The 10,953-nt window shown below is 69.7% G+C and carries 9 protein-coding genes; 3 read left to right on the forward strand and 6 right to left on the reverse strand.

Annotated features, from left to right (window positions below):
• Positions 1 to 225 precede the first annotated feature (225 nt).
• Genes JWR86_RS17075 through rfbA form a run of 3 tightly spaced genes read right to left on the reverse strand, consistent with a single transcriptional unit; the run spans position 226 to position 4,615 of the window.
• Complete coding sequence (locus JWR86_RS17075; RefSeq protein ID WP_299567664.1) at positions 226 to 1,845, reverse strand: acyl-CoA synthetase; 1,620 nt, start codon at positions 1,843 to 1,845, stop codon at positions 226 to 228.
• A gap of 4 nt (positions 1,846 to 1,849) precedes the next feature.
• Positions 1,850 to 3,721: a TRAP transporter large permease subunit gene (locus JWR86_RS17080; protein ID WP_299567666.1), complete on the reverse strand. Its 1,872-nt coding sequence runs from the start codon at positions 3,719 to 3,721 to the stop codon at positions 1,850 to 1,852.
• A gap of 21 nt (positions 3,722 to 3,742) precedes the next feature.
• Entirely contained in the window at positions 3,743 to 4,615 is an 873-nt protein-coding gene (gene rfbA, locus JWR86_RS17085; RefSeq protein WP_299567668.1) for a glucose-1-phosphate thymidylyltransferase RfbA, read from the reverse strand.
• Positions 4,616 to 4,816: 201 nt separating this feature from the next.
• Between rfbA and rfbC the strand changes: the two genes are divergently transcribed.
• Both rfbC and rfbB read left to right on the forward strand, forming a co-directional pair.
• Entirely contained in the window at positions 4,817 to 5,380 is a 564-nt protein-coding gene (gene rfbC / locus JWR86_RS17090) for a dTDP-4-dehydrorhamnose 3,5-epimerase (RefSeq protein ID WP_299567670.1), read from the forward strand.
• A gap of 11 nt (positions 5,381 to 5,391) precedes the next feature.
• Positions 5,392 to 6,495, forward strand: a complete 1,104-nt coding sequence (gene rfbB / locus JWR86_RS17095; protein ID WP_299567672.1) for a dTDP-glucose 4,6-dehydratase — start codon at positions 5,392 to 5,394, stop codon at positions 6,493 to 6,495.
• Here rfbB and JWR86_RS17100 read toward each other — a convergent pair.
• Entirely contained in the window at positions 6,464 to 8,758 is a 2,295-nt protein-coding gene (locus JWR86_RS17100; protein WP_299567674.1) for an FdhF/YdeP family oxidoreductase, read from the reverse strand. The genes rfbB and JWR86_RS17100 overlap by 32 nt on opposite strands.
• 76 nt (positions 8,759 to 8,834) lie before the next feature.
• Positions 8,835 to 9,506 carry an RraA family protein gene (locus JWR86_RS17105; protein ID WP_299567676.1) on the reverse strand — a complete coding sequence of 224 codons (672 nt, stop codon included), beginning with the start codon at positions 9,504 to 9,506 and terminating at the stop codon, positions 8,835 to 8,837.
• A gap of 119 nt (positions 9,507 to 9,625) precedes the next feature.
• Between JWR86_RS17105 and JWR86_RS17110 the strand changes: the two genes are divergently transcribed.
• Positions 9,626 to 10,591: a D-2-hydroxyacid dehydrogenase gene (locus JWR86_RS17110; protein WP_299567678.1), complete on the forward strand. Its 966-nt coding sequence runs from the start codon at positions 9,626 to 9,628 to the stop codon at positions 10,589 to 10,591.
• 9 nt (positions 10,592 to 10,600) lie between these two features.
• On the opposite strand, the gene JWR86_RS17115 is transcribed toward JWR86_RS17110, so the two are convergent.
• The coding region (locus JWR86_RS17115; RefSeq protein WP_299567680.1) for a formate dehydrogenase accessory sulfurtransferase FdhD at positions 10,601 to 10,953 on the reverse strand (353 nt) is incomplete at its 5' end.

Genomic DNA, 10,953 nt, shown 5'->3' on the forward strand with positions numbered 1-10,953 from the left:
GCTTCGGCGAGACGGGCTGCCATCGGCGTGCCCATCATTCCGAGCCCCACGAATCCGATCGTCTCGGCCATTCCGCGTCTCCACCCGTGTTGTTTGACCTTGTCCTGCACGGGCCCGTGCCGTGCGGCAAGGTTTTCGCGCGCAGTGGGAGTGTTGCCAACGCGGGGCGGCCCGAGTGACGGGCCGGTGTGCGGCGCCCGGGCCCAGGCCGGCGGGCGCACGCGATCAGCGGCCGGGGCTCGCCGGGACGTAGCCCCGCCGCTCGATCTCGGCGCGGACCAGCTTCTTCGTCACCTTGCCGTAGCCGGAGCGCGGCAGTTCCTCCAGGAACACCACCCGGCGCGGCAGCTTGTAGCGGGCGACCTTGGGTGCGAGCCAGGCGAGGAGTTCCTCCTCCTCCAGCGCTGCGCCGGGCTTCAGCACGCAGGCCGCGATGCCGACCTCGCCCCAGGTCTCGTCCGGCACGCCCACGATGGCGACCTCGGCCACCGCCGGATGCGTCAGCACCTTCTCCTCGGTCTCGCGCGGATACACGTTGGAGCCGCCGGAGATGTACATGTCCGAGGCGCGGCCGGTGATGAACAGGAAGCCCTCCCGGTCCATGTGGCCGAGATCGCCGGTGCGGAACCAGCCGTTCCGGAACGCTGCCGCGTTGGCGTCGGGGTTGTTGTAATAGCCGGCGAAGACCGCGAGGCCGCAGACGCAGATCTCGCCAGTCTCCCCGGGGGCGGCCTCACGGCCCGTCTCGTCCTGGATCTGCACCTGCATGCCGGTGCGCTCGTATCCGCAGGTGCCGATCTTCACGTCCGGCCCGTCCTGCGGCTCGTGCAGCTCGGGCGGCAGCACCGTGATGTTGCCGGTGACCTCGCCGAGGCCGAAATACTGGACCAGCACGCGCCCGAGCTTGGCTAGCGCGCGCTTCTGGTCCTCCCGGTACATCGGCGCGCCGGCATAGATGACGTGCCGCAGGGAGGAATGGTCGTGCCGGTCCACGGCCGGGTGCTCGACCAGCATCTTCACGATGGTCGGCACCGTGAACATGTTGGTGATGCGCCATTGCGCGACCAGCCGCCAGGCCTCGTCGACGTCGAAGCGCTCGCCCGGCAGCAGCACCGTCTTGGCGCCGCGCGCCACCTGGGCGAGCTGATGGATGCCCGCCCCGTGCGAGAGCGGCGCCACCACCAGCGAGGCATCCCGGTGCGTGGTGCCCGGCATCAGGTCGCAAAGGTGGTTTGTGGCCACAAAGGCCATCTGGCCGTGCGTCAGCACGGCCGCCTTGGGCCGGCCGGTGGTGCCCGAGGTGAAGAAGAACCAGCAGGGATCGTCGTGCAGCACATCGGCCGTGGGCGCGGCCGCGCCGGCATGGGCGGCAACCAGCCCGTCGTAATCCTCGCCGAAGCCGGAGGGGCCGATCGACACGGCGAACCGGATGGAGGGCGCGGCCGCCCGGGCCGCGGCGGCGTGGTCCGGGAACTCGCTCCCGCAGATCATCGCGGATGCGCCGCTGGCGGCGGCCAGAAAGGCGACCTCGTCGGGCGTCTGGCGGAAATTGGTCGGCACCCACACGGGGCCGAGCCGGAAGCACACAAACATCGACTCGAACATCTGGTTCGAGTTCCGGGCCTGGACGAGCACCCGGTCGCCCTTGACGACGCCGCGCGCGACCAGCGCCGCCGCCATGGCATCGACGCGCCGGTCGAGCTCGGCCCAGGTCCAGCTCCGCTCGCCCCAGACGAGCCCGATCTCCTCCGCGTGGCGCCGGGCCGATTGCCGCAGGAAATGGGCCAGGTTCATGACCCGGCGGCTGGTCGGCGCGATGCCGCCTCTCGGCGCCCCGTCCGTCATCGGGTCACAGAAACGCGGTGGAGATCGACGGCACCGCCGCGATCACGATGAGGCCCCCGAGCAGCGCGATGAGGTAGGGCCAGATGGCCCCGATCGCGTCGTCCGGCGACACGTTGCCGATCCGGCAGGCAAGGTAGAAGCCAACCCCGATGGGCGGCGTCATCAGTCCGATATTCATCGCCGTGACGACCACCATGGAATAGTGGATGTCGTTGATGCCGAGCTTCTTGGCGATCGGGAACATGAGCGGCGCCATCAGGACGATCGCCGGCAGCCCCTCCAGGATGCAGCCGAGCAGCAGGAACACCACGATGGTCAGCGCCAGGAAGGTGAAGCGGCCGCCGGGCAGTTCCGTCATGAACCCGGCAATGCTCTGGGCGACGCCGGCCTGCGTGATGGCCCAGGCCATGGCCAGTGCGGTGCCGAGGATGAGCAGAATGGCGCCCGTCAGCGCGGCCGTGTCGACGCACATGCGGTAGAACGTGCGCCAGCCAATGCCGCCATAGAGAACGGCCCCGATGAACAGGGCGTAGACCACTGCGATGGTGGACACTTCGGTGGCGGTCGCAACCCCGCCCGCGACCGTGGACCGGATCAGGAACGGGAGAACCAGCGCCGGCGCGGCCACCAGCAGCGTGCGGCCGATCAGGGCCATGGGCGCCCGGCGCACGCCGCGCATGTCCTCGTGGCGGCCCTTCCAGCGGGCCAGGATGGCCAGCGAGGCGAGCAGCACCATGGCGACCACGAAGCCGCTCGTGAACAGCCCCGCGATGGAAACGCCGGCCGCCGCGCCGAGCACGATGAGCACGATGGAGGGCGGCACCGTGTCGGCCATGGCCGCCCCGGTCGCGAGCAGCGCGATCATTTCGCGCGGGGAATGCCCGCGCCGCTTCATCTCCGGAAACAGCGCCGGCGCGACCGTGGCCATGTCGGACACCTTGGACCCCGAGATGCCCGACACGATGAAGAGCGAGCCGAGCAGCACGTAGGACATGCCGGCCCGGACGTGGCCGAGGAGGGAGGCGAGGAAATCGACGATCGCCTTGCCCATCCCGGTCGCGTCGAGGATGCAGCCGAGCAGCACGAAGATCGGCACCGAGAGCAGGATCAGGCCCGACATGCCCTCGTCCATGCGGCCGATCATGACAAAGATCGGAACCTGCGTGGCGAAGCCCAGATAGGTCAGGGTTCCGAGCCCGAAGCAGAAGGCGATCGGCACGCCAGCCACGAGGCACACGGCCACGAACACGACCAGGAACAGGATAAGCTTGCTGTTTCCGGCGGCCATCAGGCTGGGCGACAGGAACCAGAGCGCGAGCGCCACGGCAGCGAGCAGCAGTGTCGCAAGCACCAGGTCTCGGGCCGAGGCCGTCCGGAGCGCGTAGCGGAGCACGACCGCCAGCATCACGGTCATGCCGAACGGGATGGCGGCGGTCCGGTAGGTGTTCGGGATGTTCAGCGCCGGTGAGGTGATGAACCATTCCTCGAAGGCGTAGTCGAAGGCCGGGTAGATCAGCGTCACCAGGAAGGCTGCCACCGCGAGCGGCGCAAAGGCGTCGATGAAGCGCTGCAGCGGCGCAGGAAACATGCGCAAAAACAGCGTCAGCCTGAGATGCTCGTTGCGGTCCAGCGCCAGCGCCGACCCGATCATGGCGAGCCACAGGAAGGAGAGGGACGCGACCTCGTCGATCCACACGACCGGCAGCGAGAACACGTAGCGGGAGGTGACGCCAGCCAGCAGCAGCAGCACGATGGTGACCAGCAGCGCTGCGCCTACCGCCTCCAACGGCCGGAGCCAGGCGGATCCGGGACGTGCCTCCTCCACCTCCGCCACAAGAGGCGCGGGGCTCGCGAGAGTGGTGGCCGACGAGGTCATGCTCGGGAACCCGGAGAGGGATCAGTGCCGCGGAGACGTCGCGATCCGCGACAGGTAGCGTCCATATTCGTTCTTCAGAGTTCCGGCGATGGCCAGGAGATCGTCCGTTGTGATGAAGCCCTGGCGCCAGGCCACCTCCTCCGGGCAGGCGATCTTGAGCCCTTGGCGGTGCTCGATCGCCCGCACGAAAGCGCTGGCCTCGTGCATGGCTTCCACCGTGCCGGTGTCGAGCCAGGCGGTGCCGCGGGGCAGGATCTCCACCTTCAGCCGCCGCCGCTCGAGGTAGTGGGCGTTGACCGAGGTGATCTCGAGCTCGCCGCGCGCGGAGGGCTGCACTGACTTGGCGATCTCCACGGCCTCCTCGTCGTAGAAATAGAGCCCGGTCACCGCGAGGTTGCTTTTGGGTTCGGCCGGCTTCTCCTCAATGGAGAGGGCGCGGGCCTCCGCGTCGACCTCGACCACGCCGAAGTCGCGCGCGTCGGCGACCGGATAGGCAAAGACCAGGGCGCCCTCCCGCAGGGCGGCCGCCCGCTCGAGCTGGCCGGTGAGGCCGGCCCCGTAGAACACGTTGTCACCGAGGGCGAGGGCGCATTTCTGGCCGTCCAGGAAGCGCTCCCCGATGAGCAGCGCCTGGGCCAGGCCCTTCGGCTCCGGCTGCTCGGCATATTCGAAGCGGATGCCCCATTGCCGGCCGGAGCCCAGCAGGGCGCGGAACAGCGGCAGGTGGGCGGGCGTCGAGATGATCAGGATCTCCCGGATGCCGGCCAGCATCAGGGTCGAGATAGGGTAGTAGATCAGCGGCTTGTCGAAGATCGGCAGGAGCTGCTTCGAGATCGCCCAGGTGATCGGGTAGAGGCGGCTGCCGAGCCCGCCCGCCAGGATGATGCCCTTCACCTTCGCCCCGTTCTGTCGCGTACCGGGGCGGGGTCTAGGCCGGCCGGCCGGGCCTGTCCATGGAGATGCGTCGCGCCCGCGCGACTCTGCCGCGAGTTGAAACCGTTGCCGAACGCGCCGGGGGAGGGGCGGGGCGGTTTGCGGATCGGGGCTGGACCCGGTAGAGCGCGCCGGCTCCGGCCCCCTTGCACCTGGAACCCGATGAGCGGTCGCATCCTCCTCCTCAAGCCTCGCCGCTTCGGCGACGAGCGCGGCTGGTTCATGGAGACCTGGAGCCGGCGCGCCGCGGCCGCGCAGGGCATCGGAGTGGATTTCGTCCAGGACAACCACTCTCTCTCGCGCCCGGTCGGAACGTTGCGGGGGCTGCATTTCCAGCTGCCGCCGCGCGCGCAGGCGAAGCTCGTCCGTTGCGTCAGGGGCCGCATCCTGGACGTGGCCGTGGACGTGAGGCGCGGCTCGCCGACCTTCGGCCGGTGGCTGTCCGCCGAACTCTCGGCCGAGAACGGCTGGCAGCTCTTTATTCCGGTCGGCTTCGCGCACGGCTTCGTCACGCTCGAACCCGACACGGAGGTGGCCTACAAGGTCAGCGACGACTACGCGCCCGAGCTCGACGCCGGCATCCGCTGGGACTCGGCTGGGATCATCTGGCCGCTGCCGCCATCGGGACCCGTCCTGTCCGCAAAGGATATCGCCCTGCCGCCGCTCGCGAGCTTCGACACGCCGTTCCCGTTCGAGGGCGATCCGCTTCCCGAGCATCTGGGCTGACGGGGGATCGCATGCTGTCCCGCATCCTCGTCACGGGCGGCGCTGGCTTCATCGGCTCCGCGCTGATCCGTCATCTCGTGACGGAGAGCCCCTATCGGGTGCTCAATCTCGACAAGCTGACCTATGCCGGCTCGCTCTCCTCGCTGGAGGCGGTGGCGGAGGATCCGCGCTACGGCTTCATCCAGGCCGACATCTGCGACGAGGCCGCCCTGGCGGCAGTGTTTGCGGCGTTCGACCCGGACGTGGTCGTGCATCTTGCGGCCGAGAGCCATGTGGACCGCTCGATCGACGGCCCGGACGCCTTCATCGAGACCAACGTGGTCGGCACCTACCGGCTCCTTCGCGCGGCCGCCCGGCACTGGTCGGGCCTCGACCCCGAGCGGCGCGGGCAGTTCCGCTTCCACCACGTCTCGACCGACGAGGTGTTCGGCTCGCTCGGTCCGGAGGGGCTGTTCAGCGAGACGACACCCTATGACCCGCGCTCGCCCTATTCAGCCTCCAAGGCCGGGTCGGACCACCTGGTGCGGGCCTGGCACCACACCTACGGGCTGCCCACCCTCGTCACCAACTGCTCCAACAATTACGGCCCGTTCCACTTTCCCGAGAAGCTGATCCCGCTGGTCATCCTGAAGGCGCTCGCGGGCGAGCCGCTGCCCGTCTACGGGACCGGCGAGAACGTGCGCGACTGGCTGTTCGTGGAGGACCACGTGCGGGCGATCCGCCGCGTCTTCGAGGCAGGCCGTCCGGGCGAGACCTACAATGTCGGCGGCAACGCCGAGCGCACCAACCTCGAGGTCGTCCGCACTATCTGCTCGGTGCTGGACGAGCTGCGGCCGCGGCCGGACGGCCGCCCACATGACGAGGCCATCACCTTCGTGGCCGACCGTCCTGGCCACGACCTGCGCTATGCGATCGACGCCTCCAAATTGCGGGCCGAGCTCGGCTGGGCGCCGCAGGAGACGTTCGAGACGGGGCTACGCCGCACCGTGGAATGGTTTCTCGCCAGCGAGCCCTGGTGGCGGGCCATCCAGAGCCGCGGCTATGGCGGCGAGCGGCTCGGGCTGACGCCCGGCGCCGACGCGGCTAGGCCGGAGGAGCCGCCTTCGCAACCCTGACCGGGATGGCCTTGGCGGCGGGCGTCTTCGCCTGCTCGTCATAGTGCCAGAGCGGCAGCAGCACGTTCAGCTCCGGGTAATAGCCGGCGCAATTGCCCTCCGGGATGTCGTATTTCACGACCCGGAGCCCCTTCACCTCCCGGGCGAATTCGTCTCGCGCGTCGGTCGCCACATCGACCTCGGCGCCATCCTCGAGGCCGAGCCGGGCGATGTCGTTGGCGCTCATGAACAGGATCATGCGGGTGCCGTCGATGCCCCGAAAGCGGTCGTCATAGCCGTAGATCGTGGTGTTGAACTGGTCGTTGGACCGCAGCGTGATCAGGTCCAGCACGTCGCGCCGGTCGGTCGCCGTGTCGGGATCGGCCTCGAGGCCGGCCGGAACGGTGAAGTTGGCCCGGCCGGTCTCGGTCTCCCAGACCCGGTCGCGCGCCGGCAGCGGCTTGACGATGCCGCCGGGCTCGAACAGCCGCGCGTTGAAATCCCTGAACGTATCCGGGTAGGTCGCCTCGATCGCGTCCCGCACCCTGCTGTAATCGCCGACCCACGCGTCCCAGGGGACGCGCGGGTTCGGCGGCAGGGTCGCCTTGGCGAGTTCCGCCACGATCCAGGGTTCCGAGCGCACGTCCGGGCTGACCGGGGTCGCGACGCCTCGCGAGCCGTGGAAGCAGGAGGTCGAATCCTCCATCGACACCGCCTGCGGCCCGGTCGCCTGGTGGTCGATCTCGATGCGGCCGAGACAGGGCAGGATGTAGCTGATCTCGCCGTGCACGAGATGCGAGCGGTTGAGCTTGGTCGAGATCTGCACCGTGAGGCGGAGCTTGCGCCAGGCCTCCTCCATGCGGACCGTGTCCGGAACGGCCCTGATGAAGTTGCCGCCGAGCGACACGAAGGCCGTGACCTTGCCGGCGATGACGGCTTCGCAGGTCTCGACCGTGTTCAGGCCCTTCTCCCGGGGCGGCTCGAAGCCGTAGAGTTCGGCCAGCCGGTCGAGCGGCACGAGTTCGGGCTTTTCCGAGATGCCGACCGTGCGCTGCCCCTGCACGTTGGAATGGCCCCGCACCGGGCAGATACCGGCCCCGGGCCGGCCGAGATTGCCGCGCAGCAGCAGCAGGTTGACCAGCATGTTCACGGTTTCGACGCCCTTGCGGTGCTGCGTCAGCCCCATGCCGTAGATGCCGATCACGTTGCGGGCCTCGCCATAGACCCTGGCGGCCGCCTCCAGCGCCTCGCGCTTGAGCCCGGACCGCCCCTCGACGGCGCTCCAATCGTGGCCGTCGCAGAACGTCGCGAATTCGGCGAAGCCGTGGGTGTGTTTGGCGATGAAATCGAGGTCGAGCAGACGCGGCCGGCCGGCCGCCTCCGCCTCCCGGTCGGCCGCCAGCAGGGCCTTGCAGATCCCGGTCAGGGCCGCGAGGTCCCCGCCGGCCTTGACCTGATGGTACTGGGTCGAAATCTCCGTCGAGCTGCCGGTCAGCATCTGCAGCGGGTTCTGGGGATTGGTGAAGCGTTCGAGGCCCCGCTCCCGCAGGGGGTTGAACGTGATGATCGGGACGTCCCGCTGACGGGCCTCCTGAAGCTGGTGCAGCATGCGGGGCGCGTTCGACCCCACGTTCTGGCCGAAGAACATGATCAGGTCGGTGGTCTCGAAATCGTCGAGCAGCACTGTCCCGACCGAGACGCCGATGGATTGCGGCAGGGCGACCGAGGTCGATTCGTGGCACATGTTCGAGGAATCGGGCAGGTTGTTGTGCCCGTAGAGCCGCGCGAACAGCGCCCACATGTAGGACGTCTCGAGCGACGCCCGACCGGAGGCGTAGAACACGGCCGATCGGGGCGCGATCGCCTGCAGCTCGCGTCCGATCTCCGCCATCGCCTCGCTCCAGGCGACCGGGACGTAGCGGTCCCTCTGCGGGTCGTAGCGCATCGGCTCGGTCAGGCGGCCGACCTGTTCCAGGTCGTGATCCGGCCAGGCCAGCAGCTCCGTGACGGAATGCTTCTCGAAGAACTCGGCCGTGTTGCGCTTGGCCGTCTGTTCCCAGATCGTCGCCTTGGCGCCGTTCTCGCAGAATTCGAACGGGTGCGGCTTGGCCGGCTTGGCCCAGGCGCAGGACACGCACATGAAGCCGTCCGGCTTGTTCTGCTTGGTCAGCATCGCGGTGCCGGAGACCGGGATGTGCTCGCGTGCCAGATAGGTCGCGAGCGACTTTGCCGAACCCCAGCCGCCCGCAGGTCCGGTATAGGTCTCGATCTTGGGGTCGGACATCGCGTGCATCCGCAGCAAGAGCAGGGCGAACGTCGGCTGCGGGGCTGCGTTCCGCCGCCTCCGGGTCGCAGGCCGGCTAGACCACGGCGCCCTTGGCCCTGAGCGTCTCGTCGACCCAGGACCGGTCGAGCGTGCCGTCCCGGATGGCCGCCAGCATGGCGGCTTCGCGGGCCATCTGGGCGCGGCCGAGTTCGGCCAGGGCCTTGGCCTCGTGCCGCGGGATCGCCAGCACGCCGTCGAGGTCGCCGATCACCACGTCGCCCGGCACCACAATCTGGCCCGCGACGGCGATCGGCACGTTGATCTCGCCCGGTCCGTCCTTGTAGGGGCCGCGCGGGGTCACGCCCCGGGCGTAGACGCCGAGGCTCGACCGGGAGAGCGCATCCAGGTCGCGGATGGCGCCGTCGATCACGAAACCGGCCGCGCCGCGCGCCTCCGCGAGGCTCGCCAGGATCTCGCCCACGACCGCGCCCACGGTGTCCCCGCCGCCGTCCACGACGATGACGTCTCCCGGCCCGGCCATGTCGACGGCCTTGTGGATGACCAGGTTGTCGCCGGGCCGCGTCCTCACCGTCAGGGCCATGCCGATCATCGCCGTGCCGTCGTGGAAGGGCCGCAGGGTCCCGCCAGCCGCGAACAGGCGGCCCATGTTGTCGCTGAGCACCGAGGTCGGAATGCCGCGCAGGGCCTCGACCAGGGCAGGGTCGAGCGCAGGCGCTCGGGGCTCGATGCGGAAACCGATGGGCATGGCGATCCTCCTTTGGCGGGAGGCTACGTGAGGCGGCATGGCGGCGTCCAATGCCTTGCGGCAGGCCGCCCGATCGGGTTTGGCTCGGGCGCCGCCAGCAGAGGCGCGGGGAAGATGTGATGCAGGCCGAGGACCAACTCACCATCGCTTTCGCCCATCAGGCCTACCGGCTGAAGGAGGCGTTCGACGCCCGCTCCAGCGGCATGGCGTCATTTCAGGTCGGCTCGCGGGAGGAACTCGCGGCGCGGATCGGCGAGGCGGATGTGCTCGTCGTGTCCGGCCTCTGGGACAACCGGCTTCTGGATCTCGCCCCCCGACTCCGGCTGATCCAGTCGGTCAGCGCGGGCACGAACCAATACGACGCGGAGGCGATCCGGGCGCGGGGCATCCGGCTCGCGAGCGCCCAGGGCGTGAACGCCCGGGCCGTCGCCCAGCACGCGATGGCCCTGATCCTGGCTCTGGCCCGCCGCCTGCCCGAAGCCTTTGGGAACCAGGCGCGGCGGCATTGGCGGCCGATGCAGGGAGACCTCTCGCTGCGGGAGGACGAGGTCACCGGCAAGACGCTGCTGGTGGTCGGCCTCGGCGGCATCGGCGGCCGCCTGGCGCGCCTCGGCAAGGCTTTCGAGATGCGGGTGATCGGCACGCGGCGCGACCCCGCCGCCGGCCCCAACGGAGCCGACCAGGTGGCCGGGATGGCCGACCTCCACCGCCTTCTGCCGGAGGCCGATTACGTGGTCCTGACCTGCCCGCTCACGGCCGAGACGCAGGGGATCATCGACAGCGCCGCGCTCGCCCGGATGAAGCCCGGGGCGTATCTGGTCAACGTGGCCCGGGGCGCCTGCGTGGTGGAGGCCGACCTTGCCGACGCCCTCCGGTCCGGCCGCATCGCCGGAGCCGCGCTCGACACCGTGTGCGAGGAGCCATTGCCGGCGGGCTCGCCCGTGTGGAACCTGCCGAACACGATCATCACGTCGCATCTCGCCGGCGAGACCCGGCGCTACGAGGCAAACGTGGTCGACATCCTGCTCGACAATCTCGAGCGGCTGAAGAGCGGAGCCGGGAGCCTGCGCAACCAGGTGGTCTGACCACCCCGGTCAGGACAGCGCCGGCGCGGGCTCCAGGAACACCGTGACGCCATCCCGGCGGGCGAGGGCGACGAGCCCGAGGCCGAGCGCCAGGGCCCGGTCCAGGGCGAGGGAGGTCGGAGCCGAGATGGCGACCAGGAGGCCCGCTCCGAAGGCCGCCGCCTTGTCCACCATCTCGAACGAGCAGCGGCTCGTGACCAGCACGAAGCCCGTTGTCGGGTCCGCCCCGGCCCGCAGCAGCGCGCCGACCAGCTTGTCCAGCGCGTTGTGGCGGCCGACATCCTCGCGCAGATGCGTGACGCGGCCCATGCGGTCGGCCCAGGCCGCGGCATGGACGGCGTGCGTCTCCCGGTGCAGCCCCT

The organism is Enterovirga sp., assembly GCF_028290205.1.
Classification (GTDB): domain Bacteria; phylum Pseudomonadota; class Alphaproteobacteria; order Rhizobiales; family Beijerinckiaceae; genus Enterovirga.

Bases quoted from the DNA above. Each gene is read 5' to 3' on its own strand.
- JWR86_RS17075 (WP_299567664.1), bottom strand. From the start codon at position 1,845: ATGACGGACGGGGCGCCGAGAGGCGGCATCGCGCCGACCAGCCGCCGG.
- rfbB (WP_299567672.1), top strand. From the start codon at position 5,392: ATGCTGTCCCGCATCCTCGTCACGGGCGGCGCTGGCTTCATCGGCTCC.
- rfbC (WP_299567670.1), top strand. From the start codon at position 4,817: ATGAGCGGTCGCATCCTCCTCCTCAAGCCTCGCCGCTTCGGCGACGAG.
- JWR86_RS17100 (WP_299567674.1), bottom strand. From the start codon at position 8,758: ATGTCCGACCCCAAGATCGAGACCTATACCGGACCTGCGGGCGGCTGG.
- JWR86_RS17080 (WP_299567666.1), bottom strand. From the start codon at position 3,721: ATGACCTCGTCGGCCACCACTCTCGCGAGCCCCGCGCCTCTTGTGGCG.
- JWR86_RS17110 (WP_299567678.1), top strand. From the start codon at position 9,626: ATGCAGGCCGAGGACCAACTCACCATCGCTTTCGCCCATCAGGCCTAC.
- JWR86_RS17105 (WP_299567676.1), bottom strand. From the start codon at position 9,506: ATGCCCATCGGTTTCCGCATCGAGCCCCGAGCGCCTGCGCTCGACCCT.